This is a genomic window from Propionispora vibrioides, assembly GCF_900110485.1.
Lineage (GTDB): Bacteria > Bacillota > Negativicutes > Propionisporales > Propionisporaceae > Propionispora > Propionispora vibrioides.
Genome location: NZ_FODY01000018.1, coordinates 45,504 through 70,866, shown reverse-complemented (window position 1 = coordinate 70,866; position 25,363 = coordinate 45,504). Strand labels below are relative to the sequence as shown.

29 protein-coding genes and 1 pseudogene are annotated in these 25,363 nt (G+C 41.0%); 25 read left to right on the top strand and 5 right to left on the bottom strand.

Going from position 1 to position 25,363, the window contains the following annotated elements; translation table 11 throughout:
* Positions 1 to 11: 11 nt before the first annotated feature.
* The 16 genes and pseudogenes from BMW43_RS14000 (at position 12) to BMW43_RS13925 (ending at position 14,270) form a co-directional block, all read left to right on the top strand.
* Positions 12 to 263 (top strand): AbrB/MazE/SpoVT family DNA-binding domain-containing protein, encoded by a 252-nt coding sequence (locus BMW43_RS14000; RefSeq protein ID WP_091748802.1) that lies wholly within the window; start codon positions 12 to 14, stop codon positions 261 to 263.
* Positions 256 to 579 (top strand): type II toxin-antitoxin system PemK/MazF family toxin, encoded by a 324-nt coding sequence (locus tag BMW43_RS13995; protein WP_091748799.1) that lies wholly within the window; start codon positions 256 to 258, stop codon positions 577 to 579. Before BMW43_RS14000 ends, BMW43_RS13995 begins: the two co-directional genes overlap by 8 nt.
* A 480-nt stretch (positions 580 to 1,059) precedes the next feature.
* Positions 1,060 to 1,620: a flavin reductase family protein gene (locus BMW43_RS13990; RefSeq protein ID WP_091748797.1), complete on the top strand. Its 561-nt coding sequence runs from the start codon at positions 1,060 to 1,062 to the stop codon at positions 1,618 to 1,620.
* Positions 1,613 to 2,485 (top strand): NAD(P)-dependent oxidoreductase, encoded by an 873-nt coding sequence (locus BMW43_RS13985; RefSeq protein WP_091748795.1) that lies wholly within the window; start codon positions 1,613 to 1,615, stop codon positions 2,483 to 2,485. Before BMW43_RS13990 ends, BMW43_RS13985 begins: the two co-directional genes overlap by 8 nt.
* 21 nt (positions 2,486 to 2,506) lie before the next feature.
* On the top strand, positions 2,507 to 2,689 hold the full coding sequence (gene dmpI, locus BMW43_RS13980; protein ID WP_091748794.1) for a 4-oxalocrotonate tautomerase DmpI: 183 nt from the start codon (positions 2,507 to 2,509) through the stop codon (positions 2,687 to 2,689).
* A 320-nt stretch (positions 2,690 to 3,009) separates the two neighbouring features.
* Positions 3,010 to 4,209: a DUF3800 domain-containing protein gene (locus BMW43_RS13975; protein WP_091748791.1), complete on the top strand. Its 1,200-nt coding sequence runs from the start codon at positions 3,010 to 3,012 to the stop codon at positions 4,207 to 4,209.
* A 127-nt stretch (positions 4,210 to 4,336) separates the two neighbouring features.
* Positions 4,337 to 4,906: a hypothetical protein gene (locus BMW43_RS13970; protein WP_091748788.1), complete on the top strand. Its 570-nt coding sequence runs from the start codon at positions 4,337 to 4,339 to the stop codon at positions 4,904 to 4,906.
* A gap of 252 nt (positions 4,907 to 5,158) precedes the next feature.
* Positions 5,159 to 6,232, top strand: a complete 1,074-nt coding sequence (locus BMW43_RS13965) for a Fic family protein (protein WP_091748785.1) — start codon at positions 5,159 to 5,161, stop codon at positions 6,230 to 6,232.
* A gap of 316 nt (positions 6,233 to 6,548) precedes the next feature.
* On the top strand, positions 6,549 to 7,559 hold the full coding sequence (locus tag BMW43_RS13960) for a hypothetical protein (protein WP_091748782.1): 1,011 nt from the start codon (positions 6,549 to 6,551) through the stop codon (positions 7,557 to 7,559).
* A gap of 318 nt (positions 7,560 to 7,877) precedes the next feature.
* Positions 7,878 to 8,251 (top strand): annotated as a pseudogene (locus tag BMW43_RS21985) (transposase); the annotation flags it as partial.
* A 275-nt stretch (positions 8,252 to 8,526) separates the two neighbouring features.
* Entirely contained in the window at positions 8,527 to 8,823 is a 297-nt protein-coding gene (locus tag BMW43_RS13950) for a helix-turn-helix domain-containing protein (protein ID WP_091748779.1), read from the top strand.
* Positions 8,824 to 8,835: 12 nt separating this feature from the next.
* Positions 8,836 to 10,281, top strand: a complete 1,446-nt coding sequence (locus BMW43_RS13945; protein ID WP_091748776.1) for an Eco57I restriction-modification methylase domain-containing protein — start codon at positions 8,836 to 8,838, stop codon at positions 10,279 to 10,281.
* A gap of 25 nt (positions 10,282 to 10,306) precedes the next feature.
* Complete coding sequence (locus tag BMW43_RS13940) at positions 10,307 to 12,568, top strand: sensor histidine kinase (protein ID WP_091748773.1); 2,262 nt, start codon at positions 10,307 to 10,309, stop codon at positions 12,566 to 12,568.
* Positions 12,569 to 12,579: 11 nt separating this feature from the next.
* Complete coding sequence (locus BMW43_RS13935) at positions 12,580 to 13,203, top strand: DNA-binding transcriptional response regulator (protein WP_091748770.1); 624 nt, start codon at positions 12,580 to 12,582, stop codon at positions 13,201 to 13,203.
* A 7-nt stretch (positions 13,204 to 13,210) separates the two neighbouring features.
* A complete protein-coding gene (locus tag BMW43_RS13930) occupies positions 13,211 to 13,792 on the top strand; it encodes an HNH endonuclease (RefSeq protein WP_091748767.1) in 582 nt (193 codons plus the stop codon).
* 172 nt (positions 13,793 to 13,964) lie between these two features.
* Positions 13,965 to 14,270, top strand: a complete 306-nt coding sequence (locus tag BMW43_RS13925; protein ID WP_218140689.1) for a DUF1153 domain-containing protein — start codon at positions 13,965 to 13,967, stop codon at positions 14,268 to 14,270.
* 408 nt (positions 14,271 to 14,678) lie between these two features.
* Here the strand turns inward: BMW43_RS13925 and BMW43_RS13920 are convergent, their stop codons facing one another.
* From BMW43_RS13920 to BMW43_RS13910, 3 genes are all read right to left on the bottom strand, one after another.
* Positions 14,679 to 15,863 (bottom strand): tetratricopeptide repeat protein, encoded by a 1,185-nt coding sequence (locus BMW43_RS13920; RefSeq protein WP_091748765.1) that lies wholly within the window; start codon positions 15,861 to 15,863, stop codon positions 14,679 to 14,681.
* A 284-nt stretch (positions 15,864 to 16,147) separates the two neighbouring features.
* Positions 16,148 to 16,975, bottom strand: a complete 828-nt coding sequence (locus tag BMW43_RS13915) for a hypothetical protein (RefSeq protein ID WP_091748763.1) — start codon at positions 16,973 to 16,975, stop codon at positions 16,148 to 16,150.
* Between the two features lie 357 nt (positions 16,976 to 17,332).
* The gene (locus BMW43_RS13910; RefSeq protein WP_091748760.1) at positions 17,333 to 17,563 is read right to left on the bottom strand and encodes a helix-turn-helix transcriptional regulator; all 231 of its coding nucleotides are present in this window, start codon (positions 17,561 to 17,563) and stop codon (positions 17,333 to 17,335) included.
* A gap of 329 nt (positions 17,564 to 17,892) precedes the next feature.
* On the opposite strand from BMW43_RS13910, the gene srlA reads away from it, so the two are divergent.
* The 9 genes from srlA (at position 17,893) to BMW43_RS13870 (ending at position 23,459) form a co-directional block, all read left to right on the top strand.
* Positions 17,893 to 18,477, top strand: coding sequence for a PTS glucitol/sorbitol transporter subunit IIC (srlA, locus tag BMW43_RS13905; RefSeq protein ID WP_091748757.1), 585 nt, complete (start codon positions 17,893 to 17,895; stop codon positions 18,475 to 18,477).
* A gap of 33 nt (positions 18,478 to 18,510) precedes the next feature.
* Positions 18,511 to 18,894, top strand: a complete 384-nt coding sequence (locus tag BMW43_RS21980; protein ID WP_342725648.1) for a hypothetical protein — start codon at positions 18,511 to 18,513, stop codon at positions 18,892 to 18,894.
* Positions 18,891 to 19,424, top strand: a complete 534-nt coding sequence (locus BMW43_RS21975) for a PTS glucitol/sorbitol transporter subunit IIB (protein WP_342725646.1) — start codon at positions 18,891 to 18,893, stop codon at positions 19,422 to 19,424. Before BMW43_RS21980 ends, BMW43_RS21975 begins: the two co-directional genes overlap by 4 nt.
* 13 nt (positions 19,425 to 19,437) lie before the next feature.
* Positions 19,438 to 19,803, top strand: a complete 366-nt coding sequence (locus BMW43_RS13895; protein WP_091748754.1) for a PTS glucitol/sorbitol transporter subunit IIA — start codon at positions 19,438 to 19,440, stop codon at positions 19,801 to 19,803.
* 19 nt (positions 19,804 to 19,822) lie between these two features.
* Positions 19,823 to 20,230 carry a transcriptional regulator GutM gene (locus BMW43_RS13890; RefSeq protein WP_091748751.1) on the top strand — a complete coding sequence of 136 codons (408 nt, stop codon included), beginning with the start codon at positions 19,823 to 19,825 and terminating at the stop codon, positions 20,228 to 20,230.
* Positions 20,231 to 20,261: 31 nt separating this feature from the next.
* Positions 20,262 to 21,281 carry an iron-containing alcohol dehydrogenase gene (locus BMW43_RS13885; RefSeq protein ID WP_091748748.1) on the top strand — a complete coding sequence of 340 codons (1,020 nt, stop codon included), beginning with the start codon at positions 20,262 to 20,264 and terminating at the stop codon, positions 21,279 to 21,281.
* Between the two features lie 81 nt (positions 21,282 to 21,362).
* The gene (locus tag BMW43_RS13880) at positions 21,363 to 22,109 is read left to right on the top strand and encodes a glucosamine-6-phosphate deaminase (protein ID WP_091748745.1); all 747 of its coding nucleotides are present in this window, start codon (positions 21,363 to 21,365) and stop codon (positions 22,107 to 22,109) included.
* A gap of 430 nt (positions 22,110 to 22,539) precedes the next feature.
* Positions 22,540 to 23,022, top strand: a complete 483-nt coding sequence (locus BMW43_RS13875) for a DUF3887 domain-containing protein (RefSeq protein ID WP_177173603.1) — start codon at positions 22,540 to 22,542, stop codon at positions 23,020 to 23,022.
* 47 nt (positions 23,023 to 23,069) lie between these two features.
* Complete coding sequence (locus BMW43_RS13870; protein WP_091748739.1) at positions 23,070 to 23,459, top strand: hypothetical protein; 390 nt, start codon at positions 23,070 to 23,072, stop codon at positions 23,457 to 23,459.
* A gap of 234 nt (positions 23,460 to 23,693) precedes the next feature.
* Here the strand turns inward: BMW43_RS13870 and BMW43_RS13865 are convergent, their stop codons facing one another.
* A complete protein-coding gene (locus BMW43_RS13865) occupies positions 23,694 to 24,677 on the bottom strand; it encodes an oxidoreductase (protein WP_091748736.1) in 984 nt (327 codons plus the stop codon).
* A 34-nt stretch (positions 24,678 to 24,711) separates the two neighbouring features.
* Complete coding sequence (locus BMW43_RS13860) at positions 24,712 to 25,305, bottom strand: Crp/Fnr family transcriptional regulator (RefSeq protein WP_091748733.1); 594 nt, start codon at positions 25,303 to 25,305, stop codon at positions 24,712 to 24,714.
* Positions 25,306 to 25,363: the final 58 nt, after the last annotated feature.

Genomic DNA, 25,363 nt, shown 5'->3' with positions numbered 1-25,363 from the left:
CGGAGGCTTATATGAAAGCGGATATTATTAAGATTGGCAATTCTAAGGGAGTAAGAATACCGGCGTCACTTTTGAAGCAATGTGGCATTGATAAAAAGGTTGAGATTGAAGTGCGGTTTAATAATATTATCTTAAAACCGATTAAAAGTCCGCGTGAGGGATGGGGAGCGGCATTTAAGAAAATAGCAAAGCAGGGGGATAATCAAATCTTAATCCCCGATGATTCGGATGCAGATTTACTGGAGGAATGGAAGGATGATTGACCAATATGCTGTTTATTGGGTAGATCTGAATCCTACCGGAGGGGCGGAGCTTAACAAAGTTAGACCGTGTGTAGTCATATCTCCTCCGGAAATGAATGATCATCTTAGAACGATTATTATTGCACCGGTTACAAGTCAGGGGCGAGAAGGCTATCCTACCCGAACGAAAATGCAGGTTGGCAGCGTCACAGGCTGGATCGTGTTAGACCAAATTCGGGCTATTGATAAGAATCGGCTTTGTGATCGGGTAGGCCGGCTTAGTGAGGAGGAGATAGCTTTAGTAAAAGAGATCATTAGAGAAATGTTGGTGGATTGAGCCGGCGCGTCATTTCCTTGAGTTTTGACCAAGATGTAGCGTAAAGACGACAGCTATGGTTTATTACCAGGCCTAGCCTGATGCGAGTTTCTAGGGGAGCGTCCTTTCCGGTTTGCCTTATAAGAAACCAAGCGATTAAATCATATCCGGTTTGATCGCTTGGTTTTTCTTGCTTAACTTTAGTTAGCTTGACTTGGGAGTTTAAAAGTATCTGGTTTCTTTACCATCCACTATGCCCTTACTTTCCGTTTGGATACTATGTTACAAAAAAGTGCATTCTTGCCAAAATGAGGTAGGATGACTAGAATGATAACATAGTTTAATACTAATGAAATGACAGGTATCGAGAGTTTTGACCCGCAGGAAACCGGTTGTTCAGACCATGATAGATGCGGATAGAACTCCTATAAAGATACATGTCAACGGGATCTTTCTATTGGCGGAACTATAAAAATATCGGGATAGAAAGGACTACATACTATGAAGAAAAACATTGGCTCCGTAATCGGACTATACCCTACACCGGCTACGATCGTTGGCACCGTAGTTGAGGGCAGAGTAAACTGGCTGAACATTGCTCATATTGGCCTTATCGGACTAGACCGGGTTATGATCAGCAGCCGGAAAGAGCATTACAGCAACCGGGGCATCAAAGAGAACAAAACAGTATCAATCAATCTGGTGAACGAAGCTATGCTTGTCGAGGCCGATTATGTCGGTACTGCGACGGGGAGCAGGACGGATAAATCAAAGGTATTTGCCTATCGTATGGGTGAATTAAAGAGTGCACCGCTTATCGATAAAGCCTATCTCTCGATGGAATGCGAAGTGGTTGATATCTATGACCATGGCAATTATGACAATTTCATTTTGAAGGTAGTGAATACCTATGTGGAAGAAAACATGCTGGATGAATCGGGCAACATTAACTATGAAAAAATCAGACCGGTTTTATTTGAGATGCCAACCAGAACTTATCTAAGGACAGGTGACACCATAGCGAAATGCTGGAGTTTAGGAAGGGATTATAAAGATGAATAGGTTAGGCTGGATTGGCCTGGGTCATATGGGAACTCCCATGGCCGGAAATCTTGTGAAACAGGGAAATACAGTCACTGTCTACAATCGTACTGTGGCGAAAACGGAAGAACTTGTCCAGGCTGGAGCAAACCGGAGCAATTCGCCGAAAGAGGTGGTGGCCCAGTCGGATATTACCTTTATCATGTTGACCGATGCTGCCGCGGTAAAAGCCGTACTGACCCAGCCGGACGGCGTGCTGGAAGCCGTAACCGCCGGCAAGATTATTGTTGATATGAGTACCATTTCGCCCAAGGACTCCCTAGCATTTTCCCAATTGGTTGCGGCTAAAGGCGGCGTGTACCTGGACGCACCTGTATCGGGATCTGTTGGCGCCGCCCAAAACAGCCAACTGGTTGTCCTGGTAGGCGGCGATGAAACAGCCAAAGCCACCTGCCAGCCCTATTTCGATATCCTGGGAAAGGCAACTATTTATTTTGGTGAAAATGGAAAGGGCAGTGCGGCCAAGCTTGCGATCAATTTATTGCTTGCCATTATAGGCGAAGGCTTTGCTGAGACAGTACTCTTTGCTGAAAAATTAGGTGTTGCCAAAGAACAGATCCTGGAGCTGATTTCCCAGTCAGCATTTTCCAATGCCTTCTTCCAGCTAAAGAAAGATATGTATGCGCGGGAAGAATTCCCTTCCCAGTTTATGCTGGAGCTTATGGCCAAAGATCTGGGCCTCATTAAAGAGGCCGTCGAGGAAAACGCCATGACCTTGCCGCTTGCCAGCGCTGCGGAAAGGGGGTATAAAGAAGCCAAGCAGAATGGAAAAGCCAAGCTGGATGTGGCGGCTATATATTTGGAATTAAAAGAGAAAAATAACTAATAATGAAAAGGAGAGATTAGCATGCCGGTTATTACCTTAGAAGCATCCAAAATGAGCAGGGAACAGAAGGTCAAGTTAGTACAGGAGTTTACCGAATCAACCTTGAACATTCTGAATGTACCGAAACAGAGCATTACCGTTTTGATAAAAGAAAACGAGAAAGACAATATCGGTGTAGCCGGACAGCTTTTATCTGATAGATAAAAGCGGGAAGTCCTACCGTTATCCTCAAAGAATCCTATACAGAGCTTGCCTTGAGCAAGCTATAGCCGGATAAAAAAGTCAGGCAGTCAAATCAGAAAATGGTTTGAATGCCTGGCTTTTTTTGTCATTGGTTGCGATGAATATTTTGTAAGTTTTGGTTATTTAAGGGCCAAAACTGCAGGACTATGGTCCTGAACTGGAGAATTGGTAGAATATTCATAGGAAATTCAAAGATAATGCTTCTATAAAACTTGAAAGGCTAGTAAGGCTATTCTGGTTTTTACAGCAAAGTGAAATACATGCCGTGAGGAGGACTACGTATGGAAGGATATCAGTTAACGTTTGAGGATATTGAGCGTTTGAATCATTTTACCACACAGCCCGGACGCACGGCATATATTGCTGAATGCGGCAACTTCGGTTTTGATTTTGAAAAAGACGGTGTTTCCACACATTATATTGTTTGCGCCGTGGTGGTCAACAATGAGAACCTGCTTGAAATCGAGCAAAAAGCTGACGAATTGCGCCGAAAGTATTTCGGAAAAGGTGAAATCAAGTCGAACTCGCTTGGCAATAAGCATTCCCAACGGGCAAAGATAGTAGCCGAATTGTTGAACCTGGATTTTTCGCTTATTATCCTTATGGCGGACAAGCAGGCATTTTATAAAGACTCACCGCTTACGGAGTATAAAGGAACTTTTATAAAGTTTCTACATCAGCAGTTGTACGAGTCGATGTATGCGTTTTATCCGAAACTGAAAATCGTAGAAGAAGACTATGGAACCTCCGAGTTTCAGGCAGAGTTCCGGACCTATGTCCGTAGAAACAGACCGGCCCCGAATCTGTTTAATGAATATGATTTCGATTATGTAGACAGTCGTAATAGTCATATCGTACAAATTGCGGACTTTATCGCCGGGACTATTATGCAGCATGTGACGGATAATAAAGCACCGGACGCACTTAAAATATGCGGCAGCAAGATTCGAGAAATCATCAGGTTTCCTAAGCAAATCGTACCTTATACGGCGGGCGCAAATGCCAACCCTTCGTTTGATCAGCAGATCTATGCACTGGCCGATCAATGTGCGGCAACCTATATTGATCGCAATAAACATGCTGACGAGGAAGAAATTCGCCTGCGTATTTTGTTCTTAAAAAGATTGCTGTTTACAGCCCACAATATCAGCGATTCCCTGTATATCCATTCCAGTGAACTAATTAGGATGCTGTCAGGCCTTTCAGAAGTGAAGGTTACGCGGGAGTATCTGTATCGCCGGATCGTAGCGCCACTGAGAGACGCAGGTGTGCTGATTGCCAGCAGCGCACAGGGCTATAAGATTCCCACTTGCGTCAAAGATATATACGCCTATATCAACCAAACAAGCGGTATCGTCGGCCCCATGCTTAGCCGGATTGAAAAATGCCTCAAGCTGATAGAAAAACAGACAGACGGTGCGCTGGATATACTGGATGACCCGGCATTAGTTAAGCTTAAGCGGTATTTTGGTGACTCTTGAAAAATCTAAATAACCTTTTTGTTTTAGACAGCGGCCAGTGGGAGAGGGAAGTGAGCACGAGAAATAAGGACTGTAATTTTAAATAAAGGGTTGCTGAACCGAACCTCTGAACATAGGGAGAAATATCATGCGGTTTTATAAAAAACGTTATATATTTATATTCACATTTGTACTTCTTATTATTTTACAAGGAATTTGTAGTGCTCGTGAATATGAGAATCAAGACCAAAACTTCAAGATTAGTTTACCTGAAGAGTGGTTCTTTATATCTAATTCAACGAAAGAGAATGGCGCGTTGTTTTGGAAAATGAAACGTATCAATGATGCAAATTATATTATCGGTAATATTACTATAAAGTCTTTCCCGATAAGTATGCTGAATAAAGAAACGGGTTTTTCATTGGATGAATTTAGTGAGGAAGAACTTTGTAAACGAATTAAGTCTGCGTTTGATTCTGAAAAAACTTATACACTGCTTGAAAATAAAATAATATATGTCAAGGGACACAAAGCTCTTTTCGCGGTTGTACAACGACCTGATGATAGCGTGATTCTTAGAAATATAATCTTCGTGCAATTCGTATTAGAAGATACCTATTATAAAATTGTTACTGATAGCCGTGTGGAAAGGTATGAGGAGCTTTTTGCAGACCTTACCGAAATGCTTAATAATTTTCAGCCGTTAACAAGCAAATGATATTAGAAGTGAAAAATCAACTTATATCATTTATTGGGTGTGCCGAAATACTAATCGAAATCACAGCTCGTTTTTTGCTGCAGGAAGGAGTGGGGTTAGAAAAATTCCCGGAGTAAGAGACAATTTGTATTAATTATATAGGTAACGCTTACTCATGTTTTTAAAACGTGGGTAATTTTTCTTGTTTTTTACTCACGTTATATTGATATAGGAAGTGATTACCCATATAATGGAATAAAAGGGAGCGATACGATGCAAGATAGCACGTTAAAATATTTACCACCTGATATTGACCTTGAGACTAAGAAAGTTTTAAAACAGTTGGCCAGATCCCACAGAGCACTGGCGGAGTTAAAAGGCTTTGCCGATACGATGCCAAATAAGAACATTTTGCTCAATGCAGTGACCATCAATGAGGCGAAGGATAGTTCCGAAATAGAAAATATAATAACCACCCATGATGAATTGTTTAAGGCTATGTCTCAAGCAAATTATCATAATCCCGCAGCCAAGGAAGTTGTAAATTACAGGACGGCTCTCTGGAAAGGGTATGAACTCGTCAAAGCAAAAAAGATGATGACCACGAATATGATTGTTGAAATCCAACAAGACATTGAGAAAAATCGGGCCGGTATCAGAAAGTTACCAGGAACAGTCTTGCAAAACCAGACGACGGGTGAAGTGATTTATACGCCACCCAGTAATGAACAAGAAATTCTTGCACTTATGTCAAACCTGGAAAGATATATCAATGATGATTATGATGCGATTGACCCGTTGATCAAATTGGCAGTCATTCATTACCAGTTTGAATCGATCCACCCATTTTATGATGGGAATGGACGCACCGGGAGAATTATAAACGTTTTATACCTGGTTCTTAAAGAACTGTTAGACAGTCCCATCCTATATCTTAGTAAATACATCATACGCAACAAAAGCGCCTATTATCGGCTGCTACAGGAAGTTCGGACGAAAGAAGCTTGGGAGGAATGGGTTCTTTTTATCCTAGATGGCATTGAGCAAACCGCCGAAGAGACATTGCTATTGGTGAAAAAAATTAATGCAGTGGTGGACAAGACTGCGGAAGACATAAAAAATACGCTGCCGCGAGTTTATTCAAAAGAACTGGTGGAGCTGTTATTTTATGAGTTTTATACCAAAACAGCTTACGTTGAAGCAGGTCTCGGTGTTTCGCGCAAGACAGCGGCCGGTTATTTGTCGGCGCTAGAAGAAGCTGGTTTCCTTGTATCGCAGAAAATTGGCAAGGAGCGAATTTATTTCAACAAACAATTATTTGAGGTGGTTCAGGCGGCGGGGACCTAAAATTCCCACTTGAGTCAAGGACATATACGCCTATATAAACCAAACGAGCGGTATTGTTGGCCCCATGCTTAGCCGGATTGAAAAATGCCTCAAACTGATAGAAAAACAGACAGACGGTGCGTTGGATATACTGGATGCCCCGGCATTGGTTAAGCTTAAACGGTATTTTGGTGACTAGGGAAAAATCTAAAAACCTTTTGTTTATGAAGGATAGAGGTTAACGAAATGGTTAGTCTGTAGGGTTAAAACCGGGAGATTGACCGAGAGGCTGAGAGGCTGGAACCTGTAAGCAAAGTATTTAACAGGAGGATTTTACATGCTAAGTTTAAGAAGGCTATTCCTATTAGTATTATTGGTCATAAACCTAGTTGCTGTTCCTGTAATGGCTGAAGAGGCTTCTATTGGACAGTTTGCCCAAAGACCGCAACTGATCGGATACTGGGAACTGGTTCCTACGAATCCTGATATGGCAAAAGTCTCTAAGTTTGATCCAGGACCATTGCCCTACCAATGGTTTGCCTTTTACGATAGTGGGCAAATGGTTTCGATAAAAACTGATGATCCCCTCCGTAAGGTAACGCCTAAGGATTTAGATAACGTCTTAAAGAAATCCCCGGATCAGGTAGCAGCTTTTAGCTTTAAAAATGGGTTTATAACAATATCTGAGCAAGGTTCGGCTACCCCGGAACTCTGGGGTGTAAATGTCATAACAAAAAAAGTCTTACTTGCTAAAGTAGAGCATCTACCCGGAGACTTAATTATGTCGCTGGATAGTGGCGGGAAAGTAACTTTCTATCGGCATTTACGGCGCGTTGTTTTAACTGACTATGACGCCGGTAAACGTGGCTCGCCTATTAAATCGCTCCCTATTGCTGCTAAGGACGGACAGACGGTTTCTGGTGCGGAGCGGGAGATAATACGTACCCTTGTGCCATATTTTACAGCTATAAGTGAGAAAGATACAGCCGCTATGAAGAGAATTTTCCCCGATTTACGAAGCGTACCTGATGACCGGCTTCGCTCACTTCCGGTAAAGAATTATACTCTCCATGGCTTGGAAGATGTAACCTACGATGGCAGCAGGCTGCGTGCAGTGGCAATTTACTCTTTTGAAATCGAAAAACCAGGTACAATTGGCAGAAACATTGCTACTATAAGCGCTGATATCCATTTAGCTTTGGAAAACGGGTCATGGGTTATTGTAGGATGGTTCCAGCGTGGTTCTGACAGTAGCGATATGGAATACTTCCAAGACATCTTCTCTCGGCAGGAAAAAGCTGAAAAAAGATATGGGACTGCTAACCTAGCTAAATGGGATGGGCTATAACGATAGTAAAGTTGTATATGACTTGATCGTTAGCGGCTAGGATGGGTTTTGACAGGGAGACTTATTAGATATTTTTTATAGGTAGAGAAAGATTTAGTAAAGGATTAGAATTCTAATATCAATTTTTGGTTCTATAGAACCGTCCCTGAGGATTTTTGGTAGCAATTTACTTTTTTGAAATCGAAAAACCAGGTACGATTGGCAGAAACATTGTTACTATAAGCGCTGATATCCATTTGGATTTGGAAAACGGGTCATGGGTTATTGTAGGATGGTTCCAGCATGCATCTGACAGTAACGATATGAAATACTTCCAAGTATACGGCAGCCTCAGAAAGTCTGGCTCTGGGAGCGCTGGAAGAATTTGAAAATATCTTGGGCGACAAATATCCGTTGATCCTTAATTCCTGGCGAACCAATTGGGCGGAGCTATCTACCTTCTTTGAATACCCACCGGAAATTCGTAAACTCATTTATACCACACCAATATGATTGAAAGCTACCATCGGCAATTACGCAAAGTAACGAAGGGTAAGAGCATCTTCCCTAATGACGAATCCCTGCCCAAAATGCTGTATCTGGCCACGATGGATGTATTACGTAAATGGACGGGACGGGTTCAGAATTGGGAAAAAATTCTTTTGGAACTCTCTGTTTTCTTTCTTGATAAGGTCAAATCGGATTTATCCTGATGAGGAAATAGCACAAAACTATTTACAGACCCTCAGTAAATGTTCTTTTCAATTGCCATTGTTTTTTTAGTATATTAAATTTCTTTAGCTAAATGAACAGCATTCTAAAAGGGCTGAATTAGCACGATGATGTATCGAAGGTGTCCATATGGACACTTTCGATTTAATTATGGGAAAATAGAGTTATCAAATTATGTTTCAATACACTTATGAGTTATTGATTACAACCCAATTGTATAGTAGAATGGATACTATACAATTGTGGGGGTGTATCTTTGAATACCTTAGAACGAATCAAACAACTTCTATATGAACGCAGATGGAGTGTATATAAATTATCAAAGTTATCAGGAGTGTCTCAGTCAACTCTTTCGAATATGTTTAATAGAAATAATGATCCTAGTATTAGCACTCTCGAAGATATTTGCGGTGCTTTTGGTATAACACTATCACAATTTTTTGCAGACGAGGGCGAATTAGTTGCACTTAATAAGGAACAAGTAGAAATGCTAGAAAAATGGTCAACTCTTTCTTCCGAGCAGAAGAGTGCATTGTTAAAATTATTGAAATGAAGGGGTGAAAAAATGTCTGTTAATACCAAATGTCAAGTTTTCACCCCAAATAGAAATGTTCAAGAATTGTTGGACTACATTGGTTATACCCAAGGACTATATGGGAAAAAGGTTGCCGAAAATTCATGTGGTGATGGTAGCATTTTGGTGGAAATTGTTAAACGATATATTATTGATAGCATGGATAAAAAAGTGTCGGTGGACAAAATAAAAAAAGGCCTTGAAAAAGATATTTGGGCAGCAGAGATAGATATTGCGCATATCATCAATTGTAAGGCTAAGCTGGATGAAATCGCTGGTGAATATGGTCTGGTTGATGTGGAATGGAATATATTTCACGGGGATTTTCTTAAACAGAAAATTACTAATAAATTTGATTTTGTTGTGGGGAATCCACCTTACATAACATATAAAGAAATTGATCCAAGTAATAGAGTTTTTGTACGTGAAAATTTTGAAACCTGTGTAATTGGCAAGTTTGATTATTGTTATGCTTTTATTGAGGCGAGTATTAAATCGTTAAAAAAAACAGGGAAGTTAGCTTATTTAATTCCTAGTAATATATTTAAAAATCAATTTGCATCAAATTTAAGGAATTATATTTTACCGTACTTGACTGATATCTATGACTATAAAAATCAAAAGCTTTTCGCAGGCAAACTTACGGCTTCAGCTATAATTATCTGTGATCTAGATAACTCTAGTAAAAGTATTACATACCACAATCTTAGCGAAGATAAAAAATATATTCTAAATAAGGAATTACTTGAAGGAAAATGGGTATTAAAGGAAAATATCGCAAATCCAGAAGGCGTAGAATTTGTGCGTTTTGGAGATTACTTTCATGCTGCTAGTAGCGTTGCTACTTTATTAAATAAAGTATATATTATTTCTGATTTTATTGAAGGTGATAATTATATCACTGTCAAAGGTCAACAAATAGAAAAAGAGTTATTAAGAGAAGCTGTAAGTCCTAGGTCTTTAAATTATGAGAAAAAAGAATACATAATTTTTCCTTACTATTATACTAAAGAAGGTTTGCAAAAATATTCAGACGTTGAGTTTCGTAAAAAGTTTCCATGTGCGGTAAGATATTTACTTCAATTTAAAAAAATTTTAAGCGAACGGAACAACGATGAAGGGATTAACTGGTTTGAATATGGACGTGTACAAGCGTTAGCACACTTGAATCAAAAAAAAATACTAATTTCAACATTGATTACCGGACATGTAAAAGTTACTCTGCTTAATGAATTGGTTATTCCAACATCGGGATTATATATTGTTCCTAAGAATAATCAACCAATATATGATCTTTCAACTGCTGTGAATATTTTGCGTAGTGATTTGTTTTTGGAATATGCAAAAAATGTAGGCGTAATTTCAAATGGAAAATCATTTAGAATATCTCCTAAAGATGTAAATAATTTTACTTTTCCAGTAAGTCTATTGAAATGAAAATTGAGGAGCAGGAGGAAGGGTTATGTCAAATATCCCGTTTAACGTAGATGCGTATACTGCTAAATTAATAGGTCGTGAAAATGTATCAAAATTAGATGGTGCAGTATTAGAACTTGTTAAGAATACCTATGATGCTGATGCTTCAGTTTGTTTGCTGTATTTTGAAAAGGAAACCAGTACCTTATATATAGGAGATAATGGAACGGGGATGACAGAAGCTGTAATTCTCAAGCATTGGATGACTATAGGGAGTTCATCAAAGAAAATAGAGTTTAAAACAAAGAAAGGCCGCGTACAAACAGGTGCAAAAGGGATTGGGAGATTCGCGTTAGACAGAATTGCAGATAATTGTAATTTGGTAACAATCTCTGAAGAGGAACATTTGCTATGGAAGGTAGATTGGTCTGTCTTTCAATTTGGACAGAAAATCACAGATATTACAGCTGAGCTTAATAAAGTAAATATTTCTTTTTTGGACTTTTTGGGTCAAGTTACAAATAAAGATGTTATAAAATTAGTTGCAGATAAATTTGCAACTACAGGTTCAATTTTTCGTCTTACTAATTTAAGCGATAGTTGGGATACTGCAACTATCGAGAGTATAAAATCAAATTTGAAAACGTTGATACCGCCAGAGTTTAAAGAAGTATTTAATATTTATTTTTTTGAAAGCAATACATCTTTAAAAGACGCTATGCTTTTACAAGATACGGATGGTTTTTCTTATGATTATAAAATAAAATTTCAAGCACTTAGTAATGGTAATGTTACCATTACAATAAATCGTGATGAATTTGATTTTGGGGATGATTTTGAAAAAGTAACAAGTGAAGCAGGATTTGTGACGGATCAGAAAAATTACTTTAAAGGTGCACCAATTATTGAGAATACTAGTTTTACCGAAGTCCTGGGGCGAAAGACGCATATAGAGAATACAATCGGAAATTTTGAAGGCACATTGTATTATGCAAAACTTACAGCACCTAGAGTAGAACGTGAAAAATATTATTACAAAGATATAACAGGCCGCCCAGATATTCGAGATTCTTTTGGTGGAGTTAGAATTTATAGAGATGGGTTCAGAGTTAGGCCTTATGGTGATCCTAAATCTACATCGGTAGATTGGCTTATGTTAGCTTTACGAAAAAATAAATCGCCAGCAGCTGTATCTCATAAAACAGGAGCTTGGCGTGTAAATTCAGATCAAATTCATGGGAGTATTTATATATCAAGAACAAATATTACATTACCTGACCAAGCTAATAGACAAGGTATTGTTGAAACAAAGGAATTTTTACTCTTACAGGAATTTATACAAAATATCATTAGGTTTTTTGAACGGGACAGACAGTTTGTCTGCAGAACATTAAATGATTATTATGATCGATTGCATCCAACCGAAGAGATAGAGAAAGAGTTAGAACAAAAGCTGAAACAGGATGCTCAAAAAGAACAACAAGCAAAACAAGAAAATAAAATTTATAGGCCTGAATTTATTGACGTGAAAAAAGTTTCTGTCTTGGTCGAAAAAAAAGATTCTACTATTAAGCAACTTGAAAATGAGTTACAAATGTTACGAGTTTTGGCGACTACTGGTATTGTGACGAATACATATATTCATGAAATCAAAGCAATTACTCACAAATTAGGGATGAAGATTTCTATGGCTAAGGATGCTCTTCATATCGATGCCAATATTGATGAAGGGTTAAAATATGTACTAGAGGCAAATGAGATTAGGCACTTTTTTACTTCTTGGTTTAAAGTAACAGTCGAGTCAGTTAGAAGAGATAAACGCACTATGCGAAATACAGATCTTAATCAACTTTTGTCGAAGTTTATTTTAGACTGGGAGTCTGCTTTATCTCCTAAGAATATTAAAATTAATAAAACCATCGACGATATTGTATTTAAGTGCTTTCCATATGAAATTGAAAGTATTTTAAACAACTTAATTGCTAATAGTACTTCATCTTTTGATGGTTCTCGGGCGGCAGAAAAAATAATAAATATAAGTATAAGTTCTATTGAGGATGGAATAATAATACAATATTATGATAGTGGTGTAGGGTTGTCGAATGCATACAAAAAAAATCCCCGGCTGATATTGGAACCATTTGAAAGTGATAAACGGTCCACTACTGGAGATGTTATTGGAACTGGTATGGGAATGTGGATCGTTAATAGGATTGTTAATGAATATAATGGTTCTATTGACTTATCTGAAAATAAAAATCATGAGAATGGTTTCTATATCACTATGGTATTAAAAGAAAAGCAATAGGCGGTGTTTACATGTATAAGATAGGTTTTATTGATGATGACAAAAGCCTAATTGATGATTACAAAATTCGTTTAAAGCGAAAGGGTATTGAATTACTTTTTGTCGAAGTAGCCCTCAATAAAGAGGATGTCGTAAAATGGATTCTTGGCAATGGTGTAAAATGTATGCTTGTAGATTACAAGTTAACAGAAATGTATGATTTTAACGGAACAGAACTGGTTGCGTATATCAATAGTCAGATACCTGATTTGCCATGTATTATTCTGACTAACTACTGCGACGAGGGGATTAGCGAAAATTTAGTGATTAAAAATCTCTTTATGGAAAGAGAAAAGTTAGATGCTGATATTGACTCACCTGATTTTGAAGAGATGATAAATATTTTCAAACAAGCGGTTGAGGTTTTTGATAATCGCCTAAAATATCATCAGACTGAATTTGAAAGTTTAAAATTGAAAAAAGATAATAATGACATCAATTCAAATGAAGAAGAACGTTTAATAGAATTATTTAAAATTTTGAGAGCATATGACGAAGTAGATGATTTACCAGCAGAGTTATTGACAACAAATGCGTCAAAGAAAATGTCCGATATATTACATTTATTAGATAAACTAATAGATAAAACAGAGTAGGTGCCTTATGAGAATACATGGAGAGGTTAAAATTACAAGGAGAGATGGTATTGCTACACAAGCAAACTATCAAAAATATCAAAATTACTTAAGTGAAGATTTTCATCATAGATGCGGATATTGTGGAAAAAAGGAAATAGTAACAACAAAAGGATTTGAAATAGATCATTTTGTTCCGGAAACTCTTGCACCTGAAAGAGAAACTGACTATTATAATTTAGTATATTCATGTTTTACTTGTAATAGAAAAAAATCAAAGAAGTGGCCGACAAATGACAAAAACATTATGAATGATGGAAAAGTTGGATTTATTGATCCAGCGACAGAAGAGTTTGATTTGCATTTACACAGAAGGCCTGATGGAAGTATTGAAGGACTGACTGATATCGGTAAATATATGTGTAGTAAAGCTTTTAAATTTGATATGCGGCCAATAAGAGAACTTTGGCTATGTTCTGAAATACTTTCGCGCCAAGAGTTGTTAGAGTGTAAAATTGCTACAATGTCTCCAGAAGAGAGTGTGGAATACATAAATATTAATAAACAATTGAAGGAATTATACCAACTCTTATTTTCAAAGAAAGAATAATCATTGTCTGAAGTCTAGTTGGTAGGTTGAATTGAGTGTGATATTTCGGTCCTGTTGAGCATTCATTCTGCACAGCATCGAACAAATGATGAAGCCACGTTACAATAGCTTGGTACAGCATCAATAGTTTTAGCATAAATTCTATCCCTGATACATTTGGGCATCTAAAGAGATGTTTTTTTCTTTTGAAATAAGTTTTTCTGCAAGGGTAGAATGTATTGCCCCCTCCGGAACTGCACACATAATAGTGTATAAGGGAGAGAATAAAAATGGGCAAGAAACCTTAGAAAATCGTCGTTGGACCGCCAAAAGAAGAGCATCATTAGTGTTTGACATTATTCGTGGGACAACTACTGCAGCCCAGGTTGCGCACAGTTATGATTTAACCATTGTTGAAATTGAAGAATGGGTTTCCGATGCCATGGCCGGCATGGAAAATCAATTGCGATCCAAGCCTAAAGATGCTGCTCAACAATAATATGAAAGCGAAATTAAAGATCTATGGCAAAAGTCGGTGAATTAGTACTACAAAACGATGTTTTAAAAAAGCTCCCACGCCTGCCGGGATCGGAGTCGAAAGAGTAAAAGCTCTGCAGTCGGAATTACGGCGGTTTGGACTGTTTTTCGAAGAAGGTTCGTTTTTGGCATATCCCAAAGTCGGAAAAAATCTCAGGGACGGTTCTTTTGAATTGATGGAGTAAAATAAATAATAAACGAATCAAATGAATCGTCCCTTTTGATACCACCGATGATTCTATTTTAGCAGTGTTGAATTGTTTCATAAGGTTAACATGGTTAACAGTATCATAAAAATTGACTCTTTAGAAATGCCCAATATGTTCATTTGAGACTGATAAATCCATAGTTAAATCTGTATATGGCTTAATCAAGGCGTCCCGCCAAATCGTCTGATTAGTTCACTAGCTTTTTGGATTATGTCATTGTCAGTAGTAGACTGGATGCTTTGCCGAAAGGCTGTAATTGCTTCTGATATACGATTGAGATCAGCTAATGCAATGCCTTTCATATAATAAGCTTTTGCATATTGAGGATCTAAAGAGATAGCCTTATCAAAATCGGTAATAGATTGTTCGTATTTTTTTAAAACGCAGTAGGCCTGGCCGCGGTTATAATATGCAAGTGCAGACTGTGGATTTAGAACAAGGGCTTTATTATATTCGGCTATAGCCTCTTCGTATCGATTTAAATAGACATAGGCAACTCCCTTTTCGATGTAAGCATCTGCATACTGTGGATTAATAGCAATAACTTTATCACAGTCAGCAATAGCTTGCTCGTATTGGTGCAGTTGGTCATAGGTAAGAGCGCGGTTTAAATAAGCCTCTAGAAACTGAGGGGAAAGTGTAATGGCTTTATCATAGTCAGAAATGGCTTGCTCGTATTGGTTTAGTTGGACATAAGTATTGCCACGTTTAAAATACGCCATTGAATCCTGTGGGGCGAGCATTATTGCGTTGTTAAAATCTAGGATCGCTTTCTCATATTGTTTTAACTTAAGATAAATTGTGCCTCTGTTATTGTAGGCATAATAATAATTGGGGGCAATAGTGAGGGTTTTATCGAAATCGGCAATGGCTTGGTCGTATTTATTCAAATGGGAATAAGCATTACCACGAGCATTATATATCAATTCATTTGTAGGGCTAATCGTAATACACTGATCATAGTCAGCCAGAGCTTGCTCATATTGGTTCAATTGTCCATAGGCCAAGGCACGATCATAATATATAGATAGTTTTTTTGGCTCCAAAGTGGCTGCTTTGTTGAAATCAGCAATAGCCTGAACATATTGTTTTAGTTCATAGTAAGCGAGCCCACGATTAAAATAGGCCTCAGCGTAGTTTGGATCAATGGAAATAGATTGGTTAAATTCAATGATGGCTTGGTCATATTGCTGCGCCTTTCGCTGTATAACTCCACGGTCTAAGAAATTTTTAGCCGTAAATTCTTCGGCCTCTGTTACGGAGGAGAATGATAAAATCAAGACTGTAGCAATAAATAATAAACCTACGTAAGTTCTGCTTCTAAACCTGTCATTTAAATGCCTCATACAACCAATCCTTCCACATTCCAATAGTGTATTGATTCTATTGGAATTGAGATTTATTAGTCAAAATAAAGTTATTTTCCTCATTTTTCTAATTTTTATTGTATTAACTATTGTGGTATTTATTTCCTGTATATAAAGAAGAAAAACTGAAAAACCAGCGATCAAATAAAGCTTTATTTTGAACGCTGGTTTTTTTTGCGTAAGCCGAATACCACATGCTATGTGCCTTACCAGAAATACCTGATTGTTCGCGTAGAATACGCAAGCGGTCCCCCTTGCATAATTTAGTATGATATAGTTTCGATTTCATTTCCTTTTGAATCAAAAATTTGCAGTTTATGGGTGGTTGATGCATATACTGCATCAACCATATCTTCTAGTTCTTTTTCACGAGAAAATTTATAACTTTGATTATTTACAAATCGAATCATAAACATCCATCCACTAGATTGTTTTCTAAACTGGTCGATTGCGATTTTGTATTTTTCATTGCTTGGATTAGGAATGTAGATTGCTAATGAAATGAACTGATTACCAGGCCTATTATCGACAATAGTGGCCGAATAATCACGGAGTGCGGCTTCCTTTTCAGCTTTTTCTTTAGCTAGTTTCTCTTGATGTTTAGCTTGCTCTTCTTCCTTCTCTTTTTTTACTTGGGCTAATTGTTTTAGATATATTTCTTTAGCTTCATTAATATCTGCACCGCCTGGATAACTGTTTATGTATTGCGACATGGCGGTTTCGGCCTCTTTAAGCTGATTATTGCTTAAATATCCTTTAGCTTTTAGAAAAAGCTCATGTTGGTCTTCTATCTCCTTTATTTTTTTAGACATTTCATTTATTTCATTCAATTGAATACTATTATTTCCATAGGAGTACATCTCTTTGTAATGGTTAATAGCATTCTTTGCTTTGTCATAGTCTTTGTCCGAGTATAATAAAAAAATCTCTTGGTATAATTGCTTCATTTTGGATTCTTTAATATGATTGTTAATTGCTGAACCACTAATTAATAATAATAATAGTACTATTGCGCATAAAAAATATCTGGGATTCTTTTTAATATGACCTTTGGTATATTCGCTTATTTTCCCTGAAAAGCTATTCTTCATTTTCCTTCCCCCTTTTAATATATAATTCCGCTTTTTACTAAGGCTTGTTTATAAAATCGAGAAGGGCCTCCTACTTGAGCAAAATAGCAATGGAAGTCAAGTAAATGAATGCTAAAATGGATTCACACTATTCGCTTTTGGTGGAATCGTATATTCGCTATCCTGACATTGGATATAATCCAGAATTTCCTTGGTTCCATAGGCTTTATCACCCAATACATGGCTTTGCGATATATATAACAGGGGACAGGGAATCTGTTTCTGTTTTATATAGAAAATAGTTTAAGAAACATAGTAGTAAAGCTCAAATCACGTGCAAAGGTTGCAGTGGTTTGGGCTTTAATTTTTAGTAATATATTATTTATTACTTTTCGGATTATTACTTAACCCGGCTAAATAATCCAGTGAAACATCAAAATACTCTGCTAAGGAAGTAGCAACATCAAGAGGGGGAAGCCTATCGCCTAATTCCCAACGGCTAACGGTTTGTTTAGAAACGTTGAATTCGTTTCCTAATTGTTCAGCAGTTAGTTTATGAGAGAGTCGCAAGTCTCGCAGTCGTTGACAAAAAATTTCTTGTGAAAACATAATATCCCTCTTGACTGTCACCTTTTTGGTGACGTATAATATAATCATTGGGTCACCAAAAAGGTGACAGAAAATAAAGGAGGTGATTAGCAAAATATGGACCCAAAAAACTAAACCCCGAAAGCGAGGTGATCAAACAAGCAAGCGGTATCGTCAGCCGGCAAGCAGGATACTGCCTGGTTCGTTGTGCCCAAAAGGAGGCACAAAAAGTACAAAACACATTCTCATTATAACCTACCTACCAAATTTCGTAAACTATTCTGTCATATTCTCTCGGTATCCTTCGCACTCGTTCGTAAATCCAACCTTGAAATAAAGGAGGAGTTTCCATGGATTTTTTAGTTGCCACCGGCGAGAGTTTTATCAAGCTTATTAACACCGGTGGGGAGACACTGGTTGGCATGATCACCGGGATTTTACCGGCGGCGTTGATTGCCCTGACCATTATGAACACCATCATTGCCTTAGTCGGCCAGGACCGGATTGAGGGACTGGCCCAGCGGCTGGCCGGGAAACGGATTTTAGTCCGTTACTTATTCCTGCCGTACCTGTCGGCGTTTTTCTTTTCCAATCCCACCGCCTTTCTGATGGGGCGGTTTTTGCCGGAGCGCTATAAGCCCGGCTACTATGAAGCGGTCAACTGCAGTACCATGGCACCGCTCATGTGCTTCTTTCCTCATGTCAATCCGGCCGAGCTATACGCCTGGCTGGGTGTGGCCGACGGGATAATGAAGTTGGGCCTGCCCATCGGACCGCTGGCGGTCAGTGTCTTTTTTCTAGCCATGTTTACTACGACCTTAAAAGCGTTTGTCGTGGAAAAGATCGCCCATGCCTTAGCCCGTAAGAAGGGCCTCGACTGGGACAAGCTGGAGGCTAGGAAGTTAGGTGGGGCGATAGAGGAACCTTTACTGTAAAGTAAACATAAAACAATAGAGGGGGTTCAAATTGTGAATCAACCAATTGTATCTATTTCTCCCGGTCCACGGGGCTGGGGTGTACCCCTGGAAGTTCAGCTGCAGGACAAGCGCCGCAAAATTGTCTGCATTACCGGCGGCGGGATTCATCCGGTGGCGCAGCGGATTGCCGAACTGTCCGGCGGGGAGGCGGTGGATGGATTTAGTACCATTGTGCCCGATGCCGAGACGGCTTGTGTGGTCGTCAACTGCGGTGGCACGTTACGGTTGGGGATTTTCCCGAAGAAGGGATTAAAGACAGTCAATATCAATCCGGTCAGCCCGTCGGGACCGTTTGCCGCCTATATTAAACCCGGTATCTATGTATCGGCAGTCGGACTGAACCAGATACAAGTCAAAAAGGAGGAAACCCCATGAGTCAGAACTTCGTTTTGTCGCTCTCGTCCGTAATTGGCCGGGTGGTCAGTACCTTCGTCCAGGCCGGGCGGGAGTCAGTCAAACTCATGCTTAGTACGGTACTGCCGTTCATGGTCTTTGTCAGCGCTATTGTCGGCATCATTATGGGCAGCGGTTTAGGGCAGCGCATTGCCGACGGACTGGCTGCTCTGGCGGGTAACCCCTGGGGCCTACTGGCTTTGGGCATGGTATCGGCCATTCCAGTCTTGTCACCGATCTTAGGGCCGGGGGCAGTTATTCCCCAGACCATTGGTGTCTTAGTGGGTACCCTGATCGCCAGCGGCAAAATTCCGCCGCATCTGGCCTTACCGGCGCTGTTTGCCATTCACCAGCCGGTGGGAGCCGATTTTATCCCGGTGGGCCTAAGCCTGACCGAAGCCGAACCGGAAACCGCCGAGGTCGGTGTTCCGGCGGTGCTGTATGCCAAGTTCCTGGTCGCGCCGATTGAAGTAGGGGCCGCCCTGGCTGTCAGCTTCTTTATCTATCAGTAGGAGGGAGTAGACTATGGATATCTACCGCACCGTAATTCAAGCTATCGGTTCCTATGCCTTGGACTTTCTCGAAACCGACGTACTAATCACCTTTTACCCCCAGGCCCCGGATGGCTTAAAGGATTATTGCCTGATATTAACCCAGGCGGGTTTGGTAGCGGACATTCAAGTAGGGGATTATCTGGTATTGGGTGAGAAGCGGTATTTCATTACCGCCGTAGGTCCTGTTGCCAGTGAGAACCTGCGCCATCTCGGTCATATTTCGCTGCGCTTTGACGGAGCCATTACCACTCCCTGGGCCGGCAGCATCCATCTGGCAGGCGGCAAACCTAGGGCCGCGAGGGTAGGCGAGACTCTGGCTATTGAGCGGGAAGCGTAGGGGAGGGAGGTAAGGCCGTATGGACAGCCTAAGCCTGGAAGCCCTGCTGGTCTATCTCTTTCTCCTTATCCTGCTGCAGGGACTGCTCGGCATTTACCAACTGAAAAAGATTACCCGCACGTTAGGGCGACTACAAAAGTTAGGTATCTGCGGCTGTGGAATAGCCCGTCACTGGACGGGGTGGCGGGTTTACTATCTGATCCTGGCCGACTCCAGCGGACGTATCCGCAGTGCCTATAGCTTGAAAGGCATCAGCCTTGGTACCGATTTTGTACCGGATAAGAAGTTTACCTTTAGTGAGATTTCGGAACTGATGGTTTATTATAGCCAGCGGGAACGCCTGAACTTACAAGAGACCGCCCAGCTTCGCGCCGCCGAAGAGGTAGAACGAAAACTGGCGGCACGGCAAGCCGCTCAGGCGGTCTAACACCAACATAAAGGAGACGAATAAAACGCTTATGAACCAGGAGAAATATCCGGTCACCTATGGCCGGAATCTGCTAACAACCTTAACTGACAGTAAAGAAAACTGGCTGATTGTCACCGATCCGGTTATCTGGGAGAAGCTGAAAGGACAGGTTAGGCAAGACGCGATTCAGCTCTATTTCGTTACTACCATGGAGAAAAAGGTCATGGACGAAGAAGTCAAAACCTTATCAGGCTTTAACCAGGTATTGGGCCTGGGCGGCGGCATGGCTGCCGATGCGGCTAAGCTGTGGGCTACGGCTCATAAAGTACCGCTCTATCAAATGCCCACCGCCTTGTCAGTGAACGCCTTTCTCTGCTACAAGACAGCCGTCCGCTATGACCATGTGGTTAAATACGAAGGCGATATCCTGCCGAAGGAGATTTTGATTGATTTTGATATCCTGGAGCAGGCACCGAGGCATTTGAATTTGTCCGGTGTCGGCGATTTATTAAGCTGCCTGACGGCCAGTTACGACTGGAAGATCAATGCTTTGATCACCAAATCCCATGCTTTTGACCAGCGAATCTATGACGAGACGCAGGAGATGTTGGCGCTGTTAGCCGAGTATATGGGTGAGATTGTGAAGAACCAAGAACCGGGCCTGCGCTATATCGTCCGGGCCTATAAAGGCATCGCCGAACACAGCTACCGGATGCGGCATACCATGTGGGAAGACGGTTCGGAGCATAACGTCTTTATGAACCTGGAACGGATCACCGGCAAACAGTTCCTGCACGGTCAGGCGGTCTGCCTGGGCGTCTACTTTATGTCGGCTTTCCAGGATAACCAGCACGAACGGGCGGTGTCGCTGATTCAACGATCGGAGATTGATATCCGGCCCCAGGCACTGCAGGTTACGATCGACGATATCCGGCAGGCGCTCTTAACGCTGAACCAGTTTGTCCGAGTGCAGCATATCCGCTATTCGATCTGCAATGCCAAAGAGGTTACAGCGGAGTGGGTAGAGGCTATCTTAGAGAAATATCAGCGGGATTTTCGAATAAGTTAGGCCATTAAATTACAAAATCATTAACCAATAAATCACCGGGCAGGCGGATTGCCTGCCCGGTATAAGGAGGGACTACCGTCAGTGAAGATTATTATCACCGATTCGTATGCAGCATCCTGCCGGGAAGCGGCTAACCTACTGTTGAGCGTCGTTAAGTCCAATCCGCACGCTTGTCTGGGCTTGGCAACCGGCGGGACAGCGCAAGGGGTGTATCCGCATTTGGTGGAGGCGTATAAGCAGCAACTAGTTAGCTTTAAAGAAGTGCGGACGGTCAATCTGGATGAATATATCGGCTTGAAGCCTGATCATCCCCAGAGTTACCGTCACTATATGGATACATATTTCTTCGACCATGTGGATATCAATCCGCTGAATACCTATATTCCTTCCGGCAGCCAACTGGTGCAGCCGGAGATCACCAACTTTAGCCGTATCCTGGAGATCTGGCCACGGGATGTGCAGCTATTGGGTGTTGGGGTGAACGGGCATATCGGGTTTAACGAGCCGGGCGAGGTGTTGCAGGCGGGGGTGCATGTGGCTACGCTGGATGAGGCCACGATTAAGGCGAACGCCCGGTTCTTTGCCAGTGAGGCCGAGGTGCCAAAGACGGCCATCACCATGGGCGTGGGCAATATTCTGCAGGCCGGGAAGATCGTACTGCTGGCCACCGGCAGCCAGAAGGCCGCTGTATTGCAGAAGCTGCTAACCAGCGACGAGGTCACCACGCAGGTACCCTGCACGCTCTTGAAGCTGCACCGGGATGTGACGGTGATCCTGGACAGGGAGTTGGCCCGGCAGGTGGGGGTAAGCTCCCGGTTTACTGAGTAAGCGGCGGGAAAGTGGAAACGCTGGAAGTTTGAATGAAACATTAGCCAAAGGACATTGGTTGACAAGTCTAAGTTGGTATTGCGCTATAGGTTGCCGTGTATTATATGAAAAAGAGAATCCTGCCAATCTATTGATGGATTGGCAGGATTTTGGCCGTTATTGGGAAATATATGATAAGAAGGTAGGACTAGTACCTCATCTGCATTAAAAACTCTGCTATTTTTACGGTCTTTTTCCGCACTGCTTCGTTGTCGTCCCCTTACAGATTCTCGATCTGTGCGGCTCCTTCGCCTCGCATTGCAAAAAATCCTCGCAAAAATAACTATCGTTTTAACGCAGATGAGGTACTAGGGTTTTGCTTAGCTGGTTATCCATGGGTATGCAGGGCGGAAGCAGGACCGGCTGATGAAAAATGTGGAGGAGTGAAGATATGAAACGGGTAATTTATATAGCAAGGATGTTTGTTGTTGTATCGGCTATCTGGCTTATGGGGGTAGTACCCTGCTTAGCGGCAGACGCGGGGCAAGATCATTTGGGGAAATGGAGCTACACGGATGAGATAAGAAAGTTTGCCGATCCGATGACGGAGAATTTACTGCAAATGATTAATCAGGATAATTACGGCAAATTTAGCAAGGACTTTTCGCAAAAAATGAAGGATGTCATTCCGGAGTCTGAATATAAGAAGATACGGGACGATATCCAGACTAAATTTGGTTCCTATGCTTCCAAGGAATTTGTCAGCCTGGAAATCCGGGAAACCTATCTGACTGTTTATTATAAGGTTACTTTTTCGCAAAGTGAAAAACCTGTTTTGGTCAGAAGCGTTTTTGTTAAAGAAAACAATAAAGTCCGTGTGGGAGGGTTTTGGTTAAGCCCCTTGTCATATACGGGCAATAATGGGGAGCAGTAAGAGAAAAGCCATCGTAGAAATTCATTTTAGCTAGGAGAACAACAATTATGAAAAATTCTGCTACATACGAATACCATCACATGGGAATTCCTACCGATAAACCACAGGCAGGGGAACGATATAGTTCCACTTTCAAGATGTATACGACCGCTGGCCATAATGAATTCCGGATACAGTGGCACCGTTTTGAAGAAGGCTGCCCGTTACATCCGCTGGTACAGAGTGTACCTCATATTGCGTTTAAGGTGGATAGTATTGAAAAGGCAATAGAAGGCAAAGTTGTACTGTTAGAACCGTACTATCCTTTTGATAACTATAGGGTAGCCATCATTGAAGTAGAGGGAGCGCCTGTCGAGCTTATTGAAACCAGTCTTAGTGAAGAGCAGATATGGTGTGATTCCCATAATAATTCAGTCATATATCCCAATAAAGATTAACTATACTATAATCAAATCCCCACTCAGTGCTTCCCTAGACTCCCCGATAGGTAGACAGGAGAAATATAAAACCTGTTGCCGAAAGGGGAGTATTTTCATGCCCCGAAAGAGTCAATATCGAGGTAAAGAAAAGTTGGCAATCCTAGATGAGTTTGATCAAGGGACTAACCATAAATCAATGGAGACTTTACAGGTTAGCTGTAAAGTTGTTGTGTGCGAAGACTCTTTATAATCTCATATTTCAAATTTTATTCCTATGAGCTTTTCGCTCAAAGCCCATAGTCGTTGAGCCAGTTGAGAGTCAATTGCCCATGGACGTACGCCAACCGGGCTGGTACTGTCAGCGGCAACCGCCATGGCTATGTCACAATCCTCACAATAGACGCCACCCATGTCATTTAATTGCGTACTTGTTGCACACCAGACACTGGTCGCAGCCCCTTGTTCCACCGACTTATATTGAGCGTTAGTTTCATCAGAGATGATAAGTCCTTGCGAGTTTTTCACCGGTTGCGGTTTAAGCTCTGAGGGGTCTAAATCGCGCCCTAAATCGGTATCGGGCACTAAGCCCGGATGCACGGCAAAAGCCCGAACAGCGTAGTCTCTGCCGCGTTTGTCGAGTTCGAGTGCGAACAAGCTGTTTGCTGATTTGGACTGTGCATAGGCGGTGAATTTGTTATATTCCTTGTTTTCAAAATTGGGGTCAGCAAAATCAACACTGCCGAGACGGTGTCCGCGCGATGAAAGCGCAACGACTCTCGCGCCATGTGCCCTTACTAATGCTGGCCAAAGCCTTGCGGTTAGTTGAAAATGTCCTAAATGATTTGTTGAAAATTGTGATTCAAAACCGCGTGAATCACGCCTAAGCGGGGTAAACATCACCCCGGCGCTATTAATAAGCATGTGCAGCGGGCGGTTGGTAGCTAAAAAACGTGCAGCAAAATCATCAATGGATGTAGAATCCATCAAATCAATTTTTTCAAGTTCTATATGAGGGATTCCCTCTAAGGCTCTAAGGGACTTTGCCGGCGAGCGGGCGGGCACAATCACGGTGGCGCCTGCGTTGGCCAGGGCACGGGTTGTTTCGAGGCCTATACCGGAATACCCTCCTGTCACAATAGCTATCTTCCCTGTAAGGTCACAACCCTTGAGGATTTCTTGGGCGGTTGTCTGGGGGCCAAAGCCGGAGTTTATCGGCGCTTGTTTCGTATATTTCAATGTTATCTACTCCTTTAATTTCGCATTTAGCAAATCAATTTTCTTCCCGGATAACGCGCCGTATCCGGCTGAGCGATACTGGCGTAATGCCTAAATAGGAAGCAATATGGGTTTGGCTAACCCGTTTTTCGATATGGGGATAGGTCTTTTTTAAATCGAGATATCGCTCGGTAGCGCTTTTGGTAATCAACGCATTTTCTCTTAGTATTTTATTGTTTAAGGACTGTTCCAGTATTCTTGTGTAATCCAAGAGAACATGAATATTATTTTGCAAGGTTTCGTTCAACACTTGGCGGTCGAGTACCAGGGAAACACAGTCCTCTAATGCTTCAAAACTGCATACACTGGCCTTTTTCATTGTTAAAAAGTCAGAACCATAATAGGTGTTTTCAAAGATGAATAAATTAGTTACGTCCACACCTTCAACGTTTAAAAAGAAAACCCGTATTAACCCGGACAATAAGATACTTGGCTCATAGCTATCTTGTCCCGCTACTATAATTAGGTCTCCCTTTTTATGCTTCCTTATTTGACCTGTGGATAAAAATTGATCTTTAATGGCATCATCAGTCATTAGCGGCAAATCTGATACAGTGTTTTTTAAATATGGAAGGTCTGTTTCTTTCATAGCTGCTCTATCCTCCTACTCTTATTGTATATATATCGCCGTACTTTTCCTTATCATA